Source organism: Brucella anthropi, from assembly GCF_046630315.1.
Lineage (GTDB): Bacteria > Pseudomonadota > Alphaproteobacteria > Rhizobiales > Rhizobiaceae > Brucella > Brucella anthropi_A.
Genome location: NZ_LQBD01000007.1, coordinates 137,929 through 154,889 on the forward strand (window position 1 = coordinate 137,929; position 16,961 = coordinate 154,889).

Here is a 16,961-nt window from a genome sequence, read left to right on the forward strand (position 1 = left end):
AAAAAAGCTTCGCCGCATGACGGCGAAGCTTTGAAATTATTTGGCCTTCCAGCTGAGTGGGGAGGCTTTTTCATAAAGCCAGCTATATTGCCGCACCATTTGCTTGGTGCGGGTGTAGCGAAAGCCCACCGTGCCGATAATCATCAGCACAATCGTGTCCACCAGATAATAGTGGAGCGAAAGAAGCGTTCCCTCAAACAGCGCATAATGGATGAAGCGCACCGCAGCCCCCAGCGGGATCATATAGATCAGGAACTGCACATAGGTCCGCCAGGTGGATGCGCAGGCGCGGCCCGTCATCCATGCCGCCCAGCCGCCCAAAAGGCAGGTGATGAGGAAAAACAGCCAGAATGACGGTTCTTCGTAGAGAATACCCTGCATGATTTTCTCCTACAGCATTTCCAGCAAAAGTGCGCAGCGTCTACGCGGGGAAATCAGTTCACCGGACTGATTTCTACTCCCGCTTCGATGCGTCCGGAAATGCGCGCTACCAAAGAAACAGAGCGGTGTTCGCAATTGCATGTCAGGACCTCCTAATGCCTTCCGCCTTCGAGATAGGCTGCACGGACTTCCGGATCGGCCAGCAATTCGCGACCGGCGCCGCTCATGGTGATCGAACCGTTGACCATCACATAACCCCGGTCTGCGAGCTTCAGCGCACCGAATGCGTTCTGCTCGACGAGGAAGACGGTGAGCCCCTGTGTGCGGTTCAGTTCCTTGATCGCCTCGAAAATCTGCTTCACGATCAAGGGCGCGAGACCAAGCGACGGTTCATCGAGAAGCAGGAGCTTCGGTCGCGCCATCAGCGCGCGGGCGATGGCCAGCATCTGCTGCTCGCCGCCCGAAAGCGTGCCGCCGCGCTGGTTGATGCGCTCCTTCAGGCGCGGGAACAGGTCGAACATCAGCTTTACGTCTTCCTCGAAATATTGCTGATTGTCGAGGCTTGCCCCCATCTGGAGATTTTCCAGAACCGTCATGCGCGGGAAGATGCGGCGGCCTTCCGGCGACTGCGCGATGCGCAGCTTGGCAATCTCGTGCGGCGGCATGGAGGTGATGTCCCGGCCGTTGAAGAGAATGCGGCCGGTACGCGCCTTCGGCGAACCGAAGATCGTCATCATGAGTGTGGATTTTCCCGCGCCGTTGGCGCCGATCAGCGCAACGATCTCCCCCTCGTTCACGGTCATATCGATGCCCTTGAGCGCACAGATATTGCCGTAATAGGTCTCGACCTTCTCGACGGCCAGAAGCGGTTGCTTTTTCTGCATGGTTTCAGCCTGCATCATTCGCCTCCCTTTCCGGGCTTGGCCGGAGCTTTTGCCGGCGCTTTTGCCGAAGCCTTGGCAGCTCCGCCCTTGGCCTTTGCGGGAGTGGTCTTGTGGCTCGTGGGAACATCGCCTGTTTCAACACGCTGCGAGAACTCGGTCGCCTGACCGGCAGCCAGTTGTCTTGCCTGGCCGACCCAGTCTTCGCGGGCAATGCGCCCATCGAATTCCAGATAGGTTTCAGCCTCCACAATGTCCGCTTCGGTCCAGGCGGCGATCTGGTCGAAATGATAGATGCCGTGTTCGTTGAGCTTCTTTTCGTTGACCGCGCCAATGCCCTTGATGAGGGTGAGGTTGTCGGCCTTGCCGCCGCGCGCCGCCGCCAGACCGCCTGCGAGCGATGCGCGTCCTGACGGTGCCTCACCCTTTTCTTCGGCGATTTCTTCCTCGATGGCTTCCTCGGCAAGCTGGGCTGCGACCAGATGCGCCGGATCGGCAATGCCGGGCTTGTCGGCCTCTTCGATCAGTTCGGCGATCTCCTCGTCATCCACGCCCAGATAAGCGGCAATGACGCGCGGATCGTTCTTGACCTCTTCCGGCGCGCCGTCGGAAATCTTGGTGCCATATTCCAGCACGATCACATGGTCGGAGATTTCCATGACCACCGACATGTCGTGCTCGATCAGCAGGATCGAAGTGCCGGTTTCCTTGCGGATATCGAGCAGAAGCTTGTTCAGCTCCGCCGATTCACGCGGATTGAGACCGGCAGCCGGTTCGTCGAGGCAGAGGATTTCCGGCTCGGTGCACATGGCGCGGGCGATTTCCAGACGGCGCTGATCGCCATAGGGCAGATCGCCCGCCGGATCGTCCGCACGGCTGACCAGGTTGATCTTTTCCAGCCAGAAGCGCGCCTTCTCAATGGCTTCCCTGGCCGCCGACTTGTAGCCCGGCAGGCCCAGAAGACCGAGGATCGTATAGCCCGAGGAGCGCATCAGCGTGTTGTGCTGCGCGACCAGCAGGTTTTCCAGAACGGTAAGGCCCGAGAAGAGCCGGATGTTCTGGAAGGTACGCGCCACCTTGGCCTGCTTGGTGATCTGGAAATCGGGAAGGCGTTCCAGCAGGAACTTCTCGCCCGTCTTCCGGTTCATCGTCAGCATGCCGCCCGTCGGCTTGTAGAAGCCGGTGATGCAGTTGAAAACCGTGGTCTTGCCTGCACCGTTGGGGCCGATGATCGCCGTGATATCCCCGCGCTTCACGTTGAAGCTCAGGTCGTTGATGGCGACAAGGCCGCCAAAGCGCATCGAAAGGTGTTCGACTTGGAGAATGGTGTCTTTCAAACCATTACCAGACATAATGCTCGTCTCCGCCATCAGCCGTGCCCTTCCTTGGTAAAGGCACCTGACACCATCTTCCTGACATTGAGGAATGCGCTCGGTTCACGACTTCCCACGAAACCGCGCGGTTTCCAGACCATGACAACCACCATGGCAAGGCCGAAGATCAGCATACGGTAGAGTTCCGGCGTGAAATCCGGTCCGAAGATGATCTTCAGGAAGCTCATCTCGCGCAGGATTTCCGTGCCGCCGATCATGACGATCGCGGCAATCGCGATGCCGACGAGCGATCCCATGCCGCCCAGAACCACGATGGCCAGAATGACCGCGGATTCAAGGAACACGAAGGATTCAGGGCTGACGAAGCCCTGGCGCGCCGCGAAGAAGGAGCCGGCAAAACCACCGAACATCGCACCCGTGGCGAAAGCCGTGAGCTTGGTCGTGGTGGTGTTGATGCCGAGCGAACGGCAGGCGATTTCGTCCTCGCGCAAGGCTTCCCATGCACGGCCCACCGGCATGCGGCGCAGGCGGATCGTGACCCAGGCCGTCAGCAGGGCCAAAAGAAGGATGACGTAATAGAGGAAGAACTTGTAATGCGCCGCCGAGAAGGTCAGGCCGAAATAAGCGGCAAAACCATCCTTGCTCGCATTGAAAGGCAGGCCGAAGAAGGTTGCCTTGGCGATGCCGGAAATACCGAACGTGCCCTTGGTCAGTTCGGTCCAGTTGATGAGAACCAGACGGATGATTTCACCGAAGGCAAGCGTGACGATGGCCAGATAGTCACCGCGCAGGCGCAGGACCGGGAAGCCCAGAATGATGCCCCATGTCGCGGCAAGCAGGCCGGCAATGGGCAGAAGCACCCAGAACGACAGGCCGAAATAGGATGAGAGCAGCGCGTAGGAGTAAGCGCCCACGGCATAGAAGGCCACATAGCCCAGATCAAGCAGACCAGCGAGGCCCACCACGATGTTGAGGCCCCAGGCCAGCATCACATAGATGAGGATCTGGACGCCGAAATTGTCGACCCATTTGAGCGAGCCCTGCCAGCCCAGGAGAGCGACGATCAGGACCGGGTAGACAAAAAGGAAGGCAACGCCGAGACGCGAGAAATTGCGGCGAACGAAAGACGGGCTTTCGGTCGAGGCGGCAGACTGCCGGCTCTTGGCGAGCTTGCGCGCCTCCAGCCACGGCTGCAGGAAGGCGATGAAGAGGAAGCGCCCGACCGCCGCGAGCGCGACCATAATGGCGAGCGCGCCCCAGCGCTGTTGCAGCACCAGCTCGTTGTTGATGTTCTGATCGGTCTTGAAACCGATGATGAGGCAGAAGAGGCCCAGGGCCAGAAGACCGGCGAGAACCCCTTCACGAATGGCCCGGCCAAAAAGGGAATCCGGGCGTGAACTCGACTGTGCAGCCATGATTATACCTTTTCGACTTCAGGACGGCCAAGAATGCCGGACGGCATGAAGATCAGCACGATGGCGAGGATCGAAAACGCGGCGACATCCTTGTAGTCGATCGAGAAATAGGCCGACCACAATGCCTCGATGAGACCGATGAGCAAGCCGCCCACCACCGCGCCGGGAAGCGACCCGATACCGCCCAGAACCGCTGCCGTGAACGCCTTGACGCCGGGGATGAAGCCGTCGGCAAAGGAAATCACGCCATAGAAGGACAGATAGAGCGTACCGGCAACGGCCGCGAGCATGGCGCCCATCACGAAGGTGAGCGAGATGACGCGATCGACATTGATGCCGAGAAGGGCTGCCATCTTGCGGTCCTGCTCACAGGCGCGCTGCGCACGCCCCAGCGAGGTGCGGTTGACGACATACCAGAAGATCGTCAGCAGCACGGCGGTCACCACGATGACCACGATCTGCTTCAGAGAAATCGTCACATTGGTTCCAAGGATATTGTAGGAACCGTTCAGAAGCTGCGGAACCGGCTTGTTGCGCGGGCCCTGCGTCACCTGGACGAAATTGGACAGGGCAATCGACATGCCGATGGCCGTGATCAGCGGCGCAAGGCGGAACGAACCACGCAGCGGCCGGTAGGCCACGCGCTCGATCGTCCAGCTCCACAACCCTGTCAGCAACATGGCGACGATCATCATCAGAAGAAGCATCAGCGCGATCGGCAATGCTCCAATGAAGGTCGTGATGATGAGAAAAACAATCAGCGCCATGAAGGCGCCGAGCATGAAGACATCGCCATGAGCAAAGTTGATCATGCCGATAATACCATAGACCATCGTATAGCCGATGGCGATCAGGCCATAGATCGAGCCGAGCGCGAGCCCGTTGATCACCTGCTGGAAAAAATATTCCATTGAGAAGCCACCCATTTTACCGTCCGGGATTTTTTTGACGCATCTTTATTTCGTGCGCCTTCATTTTATTCCCGGCTATTTACACCTAACGGCTGTATGGAGGAATGCAACCCCCTTTTGTCTTCAACAAAAGACTAAGGGCATCATTCCTCCCCAAACTAGTTACGTTCCCTAATAAACGTCCTGCATATGTTTTTTTCTCCTGCCCGGGACGCCTTATTCCACACTTTCCACACAGCCTGAAAGCCAAAAAATTGGGGGGCCGGCATGAAAATTGCCCGCCGTACCCACTTTACGCGACCGTGAACCCGTGTGCAAAGGGATCGCGGTCGTCGATGAAGATCGTATTATATCCTGTCATGCGTGCCCAGCCCGCAATCGAGGGGATAATTGCCGGAAATGTGCGGTCCTGGCCGGCCACTTCCGTCGCACGCTCGACACGGCCATGGAAAAGCGACCCGATGATGGATTCATGCACGAATGCGTCGCCGGGCTTCAATTTGCCCTTGGCGGCCAGTTGCGCCATGCGCGCGGACGTACCGGTTCCGCAGGGCGAACGGTCGATCGCCTTGTCGCCGTAGAAGACGGCATTGCGGGCGTGCGCTTCGGGATGTTTCGGCTTGCCGGTCCACAGAATATGGCTGAGGCGGTTGATATCGGGCAGGAGCGGATGCTGGAACTTGTACTTCTCGTTCAGCCGCTCCCGCAGGACCGGGCTCCACGCAATCAATTGCAGCGCGGAATAATCTTCCATATCCGTGTAATTTTCCTGGCGTTCGACGATTGCATAGAAATTGCCGCCATAGGCCACATCGACCTTGATGTTCCCGAGGTCGGGGCATTCGACTTCAAGTCCCTCGGCATAGAGGAAAGCCGGAACATTGGTGAGGCGCACGCGCTCGACATACTGGCCTTCCTGCTCATATTCGATCGCCACCAGACCGGCGGGCGTGTCGAGATTGAGCCTGCCCGGCGTCTTCGGCGTCACCAGCCCCTGCTCGATCGCCATGGTCACGGTTCCGATCGTGCCATGGCCGCACATCGGCAGGCAGCCCGACGTTTCGATGAACAGCACCGAGACATCGCAATCCGGGCGCGTCGGCGGATAAAGGATCGAGCCCGACATCATGTCATGGCCGCGCGGCTCGAACATGAGGCCGGTGCGAATCCAGTCATAATCGCGCAGGAAATGCGCGCGCTTTTCCATCATAGTCGAACCTTCGAGGTTCGGGCCGCCGCCCGCCACCAGACGCACGGGGTTGCCGCATGTATGTCCATCGACGCAGAAGAAGGAATGTCTTGCCATGAGGGTCAGTTCCCAAAACGTTGTGGCTTGAAAGGTTCGATGTCGATTGCGGGCGCGGCCCCCGTGATCAGATCGCGGATGAGCCGTCCGGTCGCAGCCGATTGCGTGAGGCCGAGATGGCCGTGGCCGAAGCCGTAATAGATGTTGCCGCCCGCCGAAGCCCTGCCGATGACCGGCACCGAATCCGGCATGGAAGGCCGGTAGCCCATCCATTGCCGCCCGCCTTGTGTGCGAAGCCCCGGCAGGAACATGGAGGCTTTCTTCAGCATGGCTTCGGACCGCGCGAAATTGGGCGGCAGGTCCAGCCCGCCAAATTCCACCGCGCCACCGACGCGCAGGCCCGTTTCCATGGGGGTGATGACAAAGCCGTGGCCGGGAAAGGTGAGTTGCCGCTTCACATCGAAACTGCCGACCGGAAGCGTCGTATTATAGCCGCGTTCGGTGTCGAGCGGCACCGCATCGCCAAAACCCTTGGCGAGATCGCGCGACCATGCCCCCGCCATCAAGACAAGATGCGCCGCGCTGATTTGCCTCCCATCGTCCAGACGAACGCTCGCCCCGCCATTGCCCGGCGTTGCATTCGTGACGCTCGCCTGAAGGAAGCGCGCGCCCTTGCTTTCGGCATAGGCCCAGATCGCCTTGCCGAACAGCTTGGGGTCGCTCACATTCTTCCAGCCGGGAACGAAAGTTCCGGCAACGAAACGCGGGCTCAGGCCCGGCTGCAATTCGGCGAGGCGCTCACCGCGCACATGTTCATAGACAATGCCCGCCTTCTCGCGGACATCCCAGCCGGGCTGCGAGGCGGCAAGCTCGGCCTCGCTTTCATAAAGCTCCAGATTGCCGTTTTCATGAAGCCGGTCGCGCAGTCCCGCGCGGTCGATCAGCGCCATCATCTCGCTGCCCGCAAGATGCATGATATCGGCCTGCGCGATCGCGGTTTTCGCCAGTGCGTCCGCGCTGCTTGCGCGCCAGAACCGGTAGAGCCACGGCACCATCCTCGGAAAATAGGACGGGCGGATCGTAAAGGGCCCGAGCGGGTCCATCAGCCAGCCCGGCACCTTGCGCATGACGCCCTTGGAGGCCAGCGGAAGAATATCGGAAAATGCCAGCGCCGCCGCATTGCCCGAACTGGTCTCCTCGCAGATGCCGCTCCTGTCGATGACCAGAACCTGACGCCCCGCCTCGGCAAGCAGGGCCGCCGTGGCCACGCCGACAATGCCGCCGCCGATAATGAGAATATCCTGCTGGCCCTGCGGATCGGATTTCATCTTGCGCGGCTCCCCACCGGATTCATCTTGCCCATCGCCTTGCCAAAAGCCGGACATTTCGATGCTTCGGGCATTTGAGAGCGTTTCAATGCCAGTTGCCCGGCCCTGTCCACCAATTTTTCGGAATGACACTGTGCGGAAAATGCGCCATCGCGTGAAAAAGCCACAAAGGCGACGTTAGGCATCGGCAAACAGGATCATCCGATATTGATATATCAGAGATATATCTATAGGAATGGACTATGTCAATCGTCGTAACCATGAGGCATGGATCGACATGGAAGATATGAATGTTCGAGACAGGCTGACACCGGGCCCTGCACACATGCCGCAGGCCACCATGGACGGCTGGGGCAGCGAAAGCCTGGCCGAGCGGGCCTATCGCATTCTGGAACGCTGCATCGTGACGCTGGAACTGGAGCCCGGCACCGTCGTCAACGAACGCACGCTGATCGAACTGACCGGCATGGGCCGCACCCCGATGCGCGAGGCGATCCAGCGGCTGGCCTGGGAGGGGCTGGTGGAAGTGCGTCCGCGTTCGGGCATTGCCATTGCAGCCATCGACCCGAAGGATTTCATCAAGGTGCTGGATGCCCGCGAAGGGGTCGAGCGCGTCCTGGCCCGCGATGCGGCGCGTTTCGGCAGTCCGCGCGACTATGAACGGCTGGAGGCGGCCGCGGCCACCATGCGGCAGGCCATTCCCACGGAAGACGTGGCGCTGTTTCTCGATGCCGACAAGGCATTCGACATCGTGCTGGGAACGGCGGCGAGCAATCCCTATGCCGCCCGTATTGCCGGCCCCTTGCAGACCCACAGCCGGCGCTTCTGGTTCCGGCTGCGTCCATCGACGGGAATATCCGGCTCGGCCAACGCGCATGCGGCGCTGATCGAGGCGATCATTTCGCGCGATCCGGACAAGGCCAGCGATACGGCCAGTGAACTGATGGCCTATCTGCGCACGCTTGCGCCGTGATACCCGCCGCGGGGCGCCGAAAAACTGTCAGCGCGCCCGCACCGATTTCCGCTTTCGCTCATTGGTTCTGATACCGGCGACCGTCGCCGGACCGATATCGAAGACCAGCCCGTCATCGGTGTTGACGCCATTCAGCGCCCGCGCATAGGCATGACGCGTCCCACGCTCCATATCCTTCGCCTGCACCGAAATTATGGACAGGATGGCGCACAGACCAATAACCGCCTGAGATGAATAACGCATCTCCAACGCTCCCTGTCAGGATTGTTTCCAGATCGATGACAGCGCCAGTGGACCGCCTGGCTGCGACCGAAAGATGGCGCGATGCGTGTGATTTCTGGACGCAGGCTCACGAAAGCGCGATTGCTGGAGCGGTTCCGGCCTTATCGGGATTGTCGGGAGGGACGGTCGCTCAATGCGTCTTGTTCATCGAGTCCGACATTTTGCGCAGCACGTTGAGCGCGATGTTCAGCTCCTCGTCGCTGACGCCTTCAAGCAGATCCTCGCGAACGTCACCGGCAAGCTTCACGACCTGTTCGGCCAGAATCTTGCCTTCCGCCGTCATCACCACCCGCTTGGCGCGGCGGTCGCCCTGAACGGTCTGCCGTTCGATGAAGGACTGGCGCTCCAGACCATCGAGCAGGCGCACCATGGTCGCGTTCTCGATTTCCAGCGCCTCCGCCAGTTCCTTCTGGTAAAGGCCTTCCTGTTCCATCAGGGCAAGCAGCGTGCGCGCCCTGGCCAGCGTCAGGCCGCGCTCCTTGACACGCGCGTCGAAGACAGTGCGAAGCCTGCGATTGACCTTCGCCATGGCATCAATCATTTCAGCTCTGAGATCCGCCGTATCCATGCCTGCCGCCTTATATATTAGTAAACTAATGATTATGGACCTGGATAAATCGCTGGCGAATTATTTTCAAGCGAACTTCAAGAACTCACGCAAGCGTGATGGGATTTCTCTCCCTTATGGCCGATCGGCCAGCACAATCCCTGCATTGCAAGCGAAAAAAAGAAAAGCGGGCAAGAGCCCGCTTTCCCGAAACATGATGAACTGCCGCTTGTCAGGCAGGGAGGATCGCGCCCTGCAAGGTCATCAGCTGATGCAGAAAGATTTCCGCCTTGGTGCGATGTTCGTTCGACGATGCGTCGTCGAGAGCCTTGCGGGCATGATCGATGCGGCGCTGAATATCGGCAGCGTCGATATCGTCCACATGGGTCGCCGATTCGGCCAGAACGGTGCAGCCCTGCGGGGTGATATCGGCAAAACCGCCGAAAACCACGTAGGAATCGGACTTGCCATCGGCAAGCTTCACCGAAACGACACCCGGCATGATCGTCGTCATCAGCGGCGAATGACCGGCGAGAGCCGTCAGATAGCCTTCGCTACCCGGAATGACCACTTCCGTCACTTCAGCGGAAAGCAGGAGCCGTTCCGGCGACACGAGTTCGAATTGGAAAGCTTGAGCCATGGTTCTCACTTGAATTCAAAAGCATGACCCCGAAAGTGGAAACCGGTTTTCGGCACGATCATGCTTAAACAAAATGATTGGCTTTCGCGGCGGGCCTTGCGGCCCACCGGGAAATTCAATTCATCAGGCAGCTTCGGCTGCCAGCTTCTTGGCCTTTTCGAGCGCTTCCTCGATGCTGCCGACCATGTAGAAGGCAGCCTCCGGAAGATGATCGTAGTCGCCGGCGCAAAGGCCCTTGAAGCCCTTGATGGTGTCGGCGAGGTCGACCAGCTTGCCCGGCGAACCGGTGAAGACTTCAGCAACGAAGAACGGCTGCGACAGGAAGCGTTCGATCTTGCGGGCGCGGGCCACGGTGAGCTTGTCTTCTTCAGACAGTTCGTCCATGCCCAGGATCGCGATGATGTCCTGAAGGGCCTTGTAGCGCTGCAGGATCGACTGAACCTGACGGGCGACGGCGTAGTGTTCTTCACCGACGACCTTCGGGTCGAGCATGCGCGACGTGGAGTCGAGCGGGTCAACAGCCGGGTAGATACCCTTTTCTGCGATCGAGCGCGACAGAACGGTCGTGGCGTCCAGGTGGGCAAATGAGGTGGCCGGCGCCGGGTCGGTCAAGTCGTCGGCAGGGACGTAAATGGCCTGAACCGAGGTGATCGAGCCCTTGGTCGTCGTGGTGATGCGTTCCTGCATGGCGCCCATGTCGGTTGCCAGCGTCGGCTGATAACCCACGGCGGAAGGAATACGGCCGAGAAGTGCCGACACTTCCGAACCTGCCTGCGTGAAGCGGAAGATGTTGTCCACGAAGAACAGAACGTCCTGGCCCTGATCGCGGAAGTTTTCAGCAACCGTCAGACCGGAGAGAGCAACGCGGGCGCGCGCACCCGGAGGCTCGTTCATCTGACCGTAAACGAGGGCTGCCTTGGAGCCTTCGCCGCCGCCAAGCTTGTTCACGCCCGATTCGATCATTTCATGGTAAAGGTCGTTGCCTTCACGGGTACGCTCACCGACGCCAGCGAACACGGAGTAACCGCCGTGCGCCTTGGCGACGTTGTTGATGAGTTCCATGATGAGAACGGTCTTGCCGACGCCTGCGCCGCCGAAGAGGCCGATCTTACCGCCCTTGGCGTAAGGCGCCAGAAGGTCGACGACCTTGATGCCCGTGACCAGGATTTCAGCTTCGGTCGACTGTTCGATATATTCCGGCGCGTTCTGGTGGATGGCGCGGGTTGCCGTGGTCTTGATCGGACCGGCTTCATCGACCGGCTCGCCGATGACGTTCATGATGCGGCCAAGCGTTTCGACGCCAACCGGAACCATGATCGGTTCGCCGGTGTCGCGCGCTTCCTGACCGCGAACGAGACCTTCGGTCGCGTCCATGGCGATGGTGCGCACGGTGTCTTCGCCGAGGTGCTGGGCGACTTCGAGAACCAGGCGGTTGCCCTGATTGTCGACTTCAAGCGCGTTCAGGATCAGCGGCAGCTGGCCTTCCGGGAACTTGACGTCGACGACAGCGCCGATGACCTGCGTGACATGGCCGATTGCACCGGCTGCTGCTGCCTTGGGGGCGGCAGACTTGGCTGCTGCGGTGGTCTTGGGCGCCGCCTTTTTGGCGGGCGCCTTCGCCGCTGGCTTTGCTTCGGCCGCGGCGGTAGTTTTCGGGGTCGCTGCTTTTGCCATCGATCCTTACCTTCCGTTGGCATGATCCCGAAAAGTTGCAGACCTTTCGGAAAATCATGCGGTAAACCAAATTCTATTTCGCCGCATTTATGCGGGGCCGGATGTTTCCATCCGGCTGCACAATGCTCTAGAGCGCTTCCGCACCCGAAATAATTTCGATCAGTTCCTTGGTGATCTGCGCCTGACGCTGGCGGTTATACGTGATCGACAGCTTGTTGATCATGTCGCCCGCATTGCGCGTCGCATTGTCCATCGCGCTCATCTTCGCGCCCATCTCGCCCGCGACATTTTCCAAAAGAGCACGGAAAATCTGGACCGAGATATTGCGCGGGATCAGCGTCGACAGGATCGCCGCAGGATCAGGTTCGTATTCGTAGATCGCGTCGCCTGCGTTCTGCTCACCCTCGCTGTCGCCTGCCGAAGCCGGGATCAGCTGCTGTGCGGTCGGGACCTGGGAGATCACCGACTTGAATTCGGAGTAGAACAGCGTGCAGACGTCGAAAGCGCCTTCCTCGAACAGCTTGATGATCTTGTGGCCGATCTGGTCGGCATGCACAAAAGCGAGCTGCTTGACTTCGCGCAGATCGACATGGTCGACCAGCAGGCCGGCGAATTCGCGACGCAGGATGTCCGCGCCCTTCTTGCCGACCGTCATGATCTTGACCGTCTTGCCTTCAGCGAGGAGCTTGCGGGCATGATCGCGCGCCAGACGCGCGATCTGGCTGTTGAAACCGCCGCAAAGGCCACGTTCTGCGGTGCAGACGACGAGCAGATGCACGTCGTCCTTGCCCGTACCGGCCATCAGGGCCGGCGCATCTTCGCCGGTGACGTTCTGCGCAATGTTTGCGAGAACGGCGCCCATGCGCTGCGAATAAGGCCTTGCGGCTTCCGCAGCTTCCTGGGCACGGCGCAGCTTCGCCGCGGCGACCATCTGCATCGCCTTGGTGATTTTCTGCGTCGCCTTGACCGAGGCGATACGGTTTCTCAGATCCTTTAGTGAAGGCATCCGTTCATCCCGTCACAAGTTTCAGGCAAAGGACTTGGCGAAAGCGTCGATCGCTGCCTTGAGCTTGGCCTTGAGGTCATCGGTAATGGCTTTCTCCTTGCGGATGCCCTCGAGCACGTCCTTGTGCTCGGTGCGCAGCGAAGCGAGAAGGCCTTCTTCGAACTTGCCGACCTGGTTGACGGCAAGCTTGTCGAGATAGCCGTTGACACCGGCATAGATCACGGCAACCTGCTCTTCCGTCTTCAGCGGCGAGAACTGCGGCTGCTTCAGGAGTTCGGTCAGGCGTGCACCGCGGTTCAGCAGGCGCTGCGTTGCAGCGTCAAGGTCGGAACCGAACTGTGCGAAGGCGGCCATTTCACGATACTGGGCAAGCTCGCCCTTGATGGAACCGGCAACCTGCTTCATGGCCTTGATCTGGGCCGAAGAACCAACGCGCGAAACCGACAGGCCGACGTTCACAGCCGGACGGATACCCTGGTAGAACAGGTTGGTTTCGAGGAAAATCTGGCCGTCGGTGATCGAGATCACGTTGGTCGGAATGAAGGCGGAAACGTCGTTGCCCTGCGTTTCGATGACCGGCAGAGCCGTCAGCGAACCGGCGCCGTTTTCGTCGTTGAGCTTTGCAGCGCGTTCGAGAAGACGGGAGTGCAGGTAGAAAACGTCGCCCGGATAAGCTTCGCGGCCCGGAGGACGACGCAGCAGAAGCGACATCTGGCGGTAGGCGACGGCCTGCTTGGACAGATCGTCATAGCCGATGAGGGCGTGCTGGCCGTTGTCGCGGAAATATTCGCCCATGGCGCAGCCCGCAAACGGTGCGAGATACTGCATCGGGGCCGGATCGGAAGCGGTGGCCGCAACGACGATCGAATATTCCAGGGCGCCGCGTTCTTCGAGAACCTTCACGAACTGCGCGACGGTCGAACGCTTCTGGCCGACGGCGACGTAGACGCAGTACAGCTTGTCCTTGTCCGGGCCGTTGTCGTGGATCGGCTTCTGGTTCAGGAAGGTGTCGAGGATGATGGCGGTCTTGCCGGTCTGGCGGTCGCCGATGACCAGCTCGCGCTGGCCGCGGCCAACCGGGATCAGGGCATCGATGGCCTTGAGGCCCGTCGACATCGGCTCATGAACCGACTTGCGCGGAATGATGCCGGGCGCCTTGACGTCGACGCGGCGGCGTTCCTTGGCCTTGATCGGGCCCTTGCCGTCGATCGGGTTGCCGAGAGCGTCGACAACGCGGCCGAGCAGTTCCGGACCGACCGGAACGTCAACAATTGCGCCGGTGCGCTTGACGATGTCGCCTTCCTTGATGTCGCGGTCGGCACCGAAGATAACGACGCCGACATTGTCGCTTTCAAGGTTCAGCGCCATGCCGCGAATGCCACCGGGGAATTCGACCATTTCACCGGCCTGAACATTGTCCAGACCATAGACGCGGGCGATACCGTCGCCAACGGACAGAACCTGACCGACCTCGGAGACCTCAGCCTCCTTGCCGAAGTTCTTGATTTGCTCTTTCAGGATAGCGGAAATTTCCGCGGCGCGGATGTCCATCAGCCGACCTCTTTCAGTGCAAGCTTAAGAGAAGAAAGTTTGGTGCGAAGGGACGTGTCGATCTGACGCGAACCCATCTTGACGATAAGACCGCCGAGGATCGACGGATCGACGGTGACGTTGATCGTCACGTCCTTGCCGGCCACGCCCTTCAGCGTTGCCTTCAATTCGTTCTGCTGCGCGGCACTCAGCTCGTGCGCGGAAATCACATCGGCGGAAACTTCGCCACGATGTTCAGCAGCAATCTTGCGGAAAGCGGCAATGATGCCGGGCAGCGCGAAGAGACGGCGGTTGCGCGCAACGACGCGCAGGAAATTTCCGACCAGACCCTTGATGCCCGCCTTGTCGGCAAGCGCGCCGATGGCGTGAAGCTGGTCTTCCGAGGAAAACACAGGACTGGAGATCAGTCGCTTGAGGTCTTCGCTTCCGCTCAGAAGCGCCTCGAAACGGTCAAGATCTTTTTCCACAGCCGCAACGGATTTCGCGTCGAGCGCGAGCTCGAAAAGCGATCCGGCGTAACGCTGTGCGACACCTGAAATGAGCGAAGACGTTTCAGCCACGAACAACCTGCTCTCTACGTTGAAACCATCCTTTTGGGACCCAATCGTGTTCAGGACGCCAAGCCGATGATTTTATTGAATGTTTTCGGAAAACCACTGACGCGCGAGCACGTCAACACCGAAATGTGATTGCCGTCTAGCATAGACGAACAGGACTCGCAACACGCGAATCCGGCACTTTTGTGTAAGATTTGCCGCCTTTCGCGGTCAAAAAAGTCGCATCCGCCGTGCTGATGCCACCTGCCATGACACGGCCTGCACGCATGACGTGCAGAACCCGCCCGCTTCGGTTCAGGAAATGAAGCCGAAGGCATAAAGCAGCGGACCGGCTGCCAGCACGAATTCGACCAGCGCTGCGAGACTGCCATAGAAGCGCCCGCCAGTCGGCCCGCCCCTGCGTCCGCCTGCATCCGACATCATCGAAATGAAGCGTCCGAACAGCGCAAATCCCCATACGGCCCCGAGCACGACCCAAAGGAAGGGCTGCGCGAAGATGAGGCATCCGAAACCCACGCCGAGATAGGGACCGGCCAGCGTCGCGCGGATGGAGCCATAGCCTTCCGGGCGGCCATTGATGGGCTGGAGGCGCAACAGCTTCATCGTTATGCCGGGCGCAAAAAGCATGACCAGACCGGCCAGCGCCGTCACGGCGGCAGAGCCCCAGGCAAGCCATTCTCCGGTCGTGGCGGGAAGATAGAATTCCATCGCAATTACCCTCGTCGTTTCTTGCCCTATAGCGGAATTTGGCACCACGTTCCATCCTGCGTAGGCTGTTCAGATTCTGGTTATGCCGCACCGAAAATAGTGGCTTTGAAGAACCGGAGCGGAGCGTACTTCCCAGCATAGTCCCGAAAAGTTGCAGACTTTTCGGCTAAGACTATGCGTCAAAACCAAAATACGTGAGCACCGGAAGCGCACAAAGACGCTATTTGCAGGCCGGCAGAGCCTGAATATCAACAGCCTACAGGAAGCTTTGCGGATCTATATCCACCTGCACCCTGATCGAGCCTTTTTCCCTTGGCGCAGTTGCCAGCAGCGCACGGATAAACCCTTGAATATCGGCGCGTTTTGTCCCGTGGACCAGGATGCGGAACCGATGGCGCCCGCGCACCAGCGCAAGCGGCGCCTCGGCTGGCCCCAGCACGGAAATTTCCCGCGACGACGGCGCGGCGCGGCGAAGCGCGCGCGCATGATTTTCAGCGTCTGGCCGGTTGTCGGCGGAGATGATCAGCGCGGCAAGGCGTCCGAAGGGCGGCAGGTTGCTGCGTTCGCGCTCCTCGATCTCGCGGGCATAGAATGCGTCCGCATCGCCGCTGACGATTGCCCGCATCACCGGATGGTCGGGCTGATAGGTCTGGATGAGGCCGAGGCTCTTGCGCCCGGTTCGCCCGGCGCGCCCGGTCACCTGATTGAGCAACTGGAAGGTGCGCTCAGCCGCGCGCGGATCGCCATTGGCAAGCCCCAGATCGGCATCCACGACACCCACCAGCGTCATATTGGGAAAGTTGTGGCCCTTGGCGACCAGCTGCGTGCCGATGACGATATCCGCCTCCCCCTTGGCAATGGCATCGAGTTCCAGCCGCAGCCGCTTTACGCCGCCCGCCATATCAGACGAAAGAACGATGATTCGCGCTTCGCCGAACGTTGCCGCGACTTCCTCCGCGATGCGCTCCACGCCGGGACCGCAGGCAACCAGATGATCGAGCGTGCCGCATTCGGGGCAGGCTTGCGGCACCGGCTCATGATAGCCGCACTGGTGGCACATGAGCTGTCCGCGAAAACGATGCTCCACCAGCCAGCTTGAACATTGCGGGCATTGGAAGCGATGGCCGCAGACGCGGCACAAGGTCAAAGGCGCATAGCCGCGCCGGTTGAGGAACAAAAGCGCCTGCTCGCCCCGCTCCACCGTCTTGCCGACAGCTTCCGTCAGTGCAGGCGACAGAAACCGGCCCGGCGGCGGCGGCGAGCGTCGCATGTCGATGGTTTTGAGATCAGGCAGCGCTGCTTGCGCATAGCGGCCATGGAGCTTGATGCGTCTGTAGCGGCCCTGCTCGGCATTGACCTGGCTTTCGATGGACGGCGTGGCCGACGCCAGCACGACCGGAAACCCGCCTATATGGGCGCGCACCACGGCCATGTCGCGGGCATTGTAGAAAACGCGATCCTCCTGCTTGTAGGCCGGATCATGTTCTTCATCGACGACGATCAGCCCCAGTTCCTTGAAGGGCAGGA

The 16,961-nt window shown here is 60.1% G+C and carries 17 protein-coding genes; 1 reads left to right on the forward strand and 16 read right to left on the reverse strand.

The features are described 5' to 3' along the window. Positions 1-36: 36 nt before the first annotated feature. From AVM02_RS05625 to AVM02_RS05655, 7 genes are all read right to left on the reverse strand, one after another. Complete coding sequence (locus AVM02_RS05625; protein ID WP_411505995.1) at positions 37-381, reverse strand: DUF6867 family protein; 345 nt, start codon at positions 379-381, stop codon at positions 37-39. Between the two features lie 152 nt (positions 382-533). Beyond that, the gene (locus AVM02_RS05630; protein WP_411506019.1) at positions 534-1,280 is read right to left on the reverse strand and encodes an ABC transporter ATP-binding protein; all 747 of its coding nucleotides are present in this window, start codon (positions 1,278-1,280) and stop codon (positions 534-536) included. Then, positions 1,280-2,614 carry an ATP-binding cassette domain-containing protein gene (locus tag AVM02_RS05635; protein WP_411505996.1) on the reverse strand — a complete coding sequence of 445 codons (1,335 nt, stop codon included), beginning with the start codon at positions 2,612-2,614 and terminating at the stop codon, positions 1,280-1,282. The genes AVM02_RS05630 and AVM02_RS05635 overlap by 1 nt, the downstream gene beginning before the upstream one ends. Positions 2,615-2,631: 17 nt before the next feature. Beyond that, positions 2,632-4,011 carry a high-affinity branched-chain amino acid ABC transporter permease LivM gene (gene livM, locus AVM02_RS05640; RefSeq protein ID WP_411505997.1) on the reverse strand — a complete coding sequence of 460 codons (1,380 nt, stop codon included), beginning with the start codon at positions 4,009-4,011 and terminating at the stop codon, positions 2,632-2,634. Between the two features lie 2 nt (positions 4,012-4,013). Further along, positions 4,014-4,922 carry a branched-chain amino acid ABC transporter permease gene (locus tag AVM02_RS05645; RefSeq protein ID WP_411505998.1) on the reverse strand — a complete coding sequence of 303 codons (909 nt, stop codon included), beginning with the start codon at positions 4,920-4,922 and terminating at the stop codon, positions 4,014-4,016. A gap of 292 nt (positions 4,923-5,214) precedes the next feature. After that, positions 5,215-6,228 carry a 4-hydroxyproline epimerase gene (locus tag AVM02_RS05650; RefSeq protein ID WP_411505999.1) on the reverse strand — a complete coding sequence of 338 codons (1,014 nt, stop codon included), beginning with the start codon at positions 6,226-6,228 and terminating at the stop codon, positions 5,215-5,217. Positions 6,229-6,233: 5 nt separating this feature from the next. Continuing rightward, positions 6,234-7,496 carry an NAD(P)/FAD-dependent oxidoreductase gene (locus tag AVM02_RS05655; RefSeq protein WP_411506000.1) on the reverse strand — a complete coding sequence of 421 codons (1,263 nt, stop codon included), beginning with the start codon at positions 7,494-7,496 and terminating at the stop codon, positions 6,234-6,236. Positions 7,497-7,773: 277 nt separating this feature from the next. Here AVM02_RS05655 and AVM02_RS05660 point away from each other — a divergent pair, with 277 nt between their 5' ends. Continuing rightward, positions 7,774-8,469, forward strand: coding sequence for a GntR family transcriptional regulator (locus tag AVM02_RS05660; protein WP_411506020.1), 696 nt, complete (start codon positions 7,774-7,776; stop codon positions 8,467-8,469). 27 nt (positions 8,470-8,496) lie between these two features. Here AVM02_RS05660 and AVM02_RS05665 read toward each other — a convergent pair whose 3' ends face one another. The 9 genes from AVM02_RS05665 to priA all read right to left on the reverse strand — a co-directional run. Then, complete coding sequence (locus tag AVM02_RS05665) at positions 8,497-8,712, reverse strand: hypothetical protein (RefSeq protein WP_411506001.1); 216 nt, start codon at positions 8,710-8,712, stop codon at positions 8,497-8,499. Between the two features lie 169 nt (positions 8,713-8,881). Next, on the reverse strand, positions 8,882-9,319 hold the full coding sequence (locus AVM02_RS05670; RefSeq protein ID WP_411506002.1) for a MarR family winged helix-turn-helix transcriptional regulator: 438 nt from the start codon (positions 9,317-9,319) through the stop codon (positions 8,882-8,884). 211 nt (positions 9,320-9,530) lie between these two features. Then, positions 9,531-9,938 carry a F0F1 ATP synthase subunit epsilon gene (locus AVM02_RS05675; protein WP_411506003.1) on the reverse strand — a complete coding sequence of 136 codons (408 nt, stop codon included), beginning with the start codon at positions 9,936-9,938 and terminating at the stop codon, positions 9,531-9,533. 123 nt (positions 9,939-10,061) lie between these two features. Continuing rightward, the gene (gene atpD, locus AVM02_RS05680) at positions 10,062-11,612 is read right to left on the reverse strand and encodes a F0F1 ATP synthase subunit beta (RefSeq protein ID WP_411506004.1); all 1,551 of its coding nucleotides are present in this window, start codon (positions 11,610-11,612) and stop codon (positions 10,062-10,064) included. A 127-nt stretch (positions 11,613-11,739) separates the two neighbouring features. After that, positions 11,740-12,618, reverse strand: a complete 879-nt coding sequence (locus AVM02_RS05685) for a F0F1 ATP synthase subunit gamma (RefSeq protein ID WP_411506005.1) — start codon at positions 12,616-12,618, stop codon at positions 11,740-11,742. Positions 12,619-12,639: 21 nt separating this feature from the next. After that, a complete protein-coding gene (gene atpA, locus AVM02_RS05690) occupies positions 12,640-14,169 on the reverse strand; it encodes a F0F1 ATP synthase subunit alpha (protein WP_411506006.1) in 1,530 nt (509 codons plus the stop codon). Continuing rightward, the gene (locus AVM02_RS05695) at positions 14,169-14,729 is read right to left on the reverse strand and encodes a F0F1 ATP synthase subunit delta (protein ID WP_012091258.1); all 561 of its coding nucleotides are present in this window, start codon (positions 14,727-14,729) and stop codon (positions 14,169-14,171) included. The genes atpA and AVM02_RS05695 overlap by 1 nt, the downstream gene beginning before the upstream one ends. 291 nt (positions 14,730-15,020) lie before the next feature. Next, on the reverse strand, positions 15,021-15,434 hold the full coding sequence (locus tag AVM02_RS05700) for a DUF4345 domain-containing protein (protein ID WP_411506007.1): 414 nt from the start codon (positions 15,432-15,434) through the stop codon (positions 15,021-15,023). A gap of 256 nt (positions 15,435-15,690) precedes the next feature. After that, positions 15,691-16,961 (reverse strand): primosomal protein N' (gene priA, locus AVM02_RS05705; protein WP_411506008.1); only part of this gene is annotated, 1,271 nt, incomplete at its 5' end.

What these genes read in the sequence shown, in the direction of transcription:
- AVM02_RS05645 (WP_411505998.1), bottom strand. Translation starts at nt 4,922, where the DNA reads ATGGAATATTTTTTCCAGCAGGTGATCAACGGGCTCGCGCTCGGCTCG.
- AVM02_RS05650 (WP_411505999.1), bottom strand. Translation starts at nt 6,228, where the DNA reads ATGGCAAGACATTCCTTCTTCTGCGTCGATGGACATACATGCGGCAAC.
- AVM02_RS05655 (WP_411506000.1), bottom strand. Translation starts at nt 7,496, where the DNA reads ATGAAATCCGATCCGCAGGGCCAGCAGGATATTCTCATTATCGGCGGC.
- AVM02_RS05670 (WP_411506002.1), bottom strand. Translation starts at nt 9,319, where the DNA reads ATGGATACGGCGGATCTCAGAGCTGAAATGATTGATGCCATGGCGAAG.
- AVM02_RS05635 (WP_411505996.1), bottom strand. Translation starts at nt 2,614, where the DNA reads ATGTCTGGTAATGGTTTGAAAGACACCATTCTCCAAGTCGAACACCTT.
- AVM02_RS05660 (WP_411506020.1), top strand. Translation starts at nt 7,774, where the DNA reads ATGGAAGATATGAATGTTCGAGACAGGCTGACACCGGGCCCTGCACAC.
- AVM02_RS05625 (WP_411505995.1), bottom strand. Translation starts at nt 381, where the DNA reads ATGCAGGGTATTCTCTACGAAGAACCGTCATTCTGGCTGTTTTTCCTC.
- livM (WP_411505997.1), bottom strand. Translation starts at nt 4,011, where the DNA reads ATGGCTGCACAGTCGAGTTCACGCCCGGATTCCCTTTTTGGCCGGGCC.
- AVM02_RS05630 (WP_411506019.1), bottom strand. Translation starts at nt 1,280, where the DNA reads ATGCAGGCTGAAACCATGCAGAAAAAGCAACCGCTTCTGGCCGTCGAG.
- AVM02_RS05665 (WP_411506001.1), bottom strand. Translation starts at nt 8,712, where the DNA reads ATGCGTTATTCATCTCAGGCGGTTATTGGTCTGTGCGCCATCCTGTCC.
- AVM02_RS05685 (WP_411506005.1), bottom strand. Translation starts at nt 12,618, where the DNA reads ATGCCTTCACTAAAGGATCTGAGAAACCGTATCGCCTCGGTCAAGGCG.
- atpD (WP_411506004.1), bottom strand. Translation starts at nt 11,612, where the DNA reads ATGGCAAAAGCAGCGACCCCGAAAACTACCGCCGCGGCCGAAGCAAAG.
- atpA (WP_411506006.1), bottom strand. Translation starts at nt 14,169, where the DNA reads ATGGACATCCGCGCCGCGGAAATTTCCGCTATCCTGAAAGAGCAAATC.
- AVM02_RS05675 (WP_411506003.1), bottom strand. Translation starts at nt 9,938, where the DNA reads ATGGCTCAAGCTTTCCAATTCGAACTCGTGTCGCCGGAACGGCTCCTG.
- AVM02_RS05700 (WP_411506007.1), bottom strand. Translation starts at nt 15,434, where the DNA reads ATGGAATTCTATCTTCCCGCCACGACCGGAGAATGGCTTGCCTGGGGC.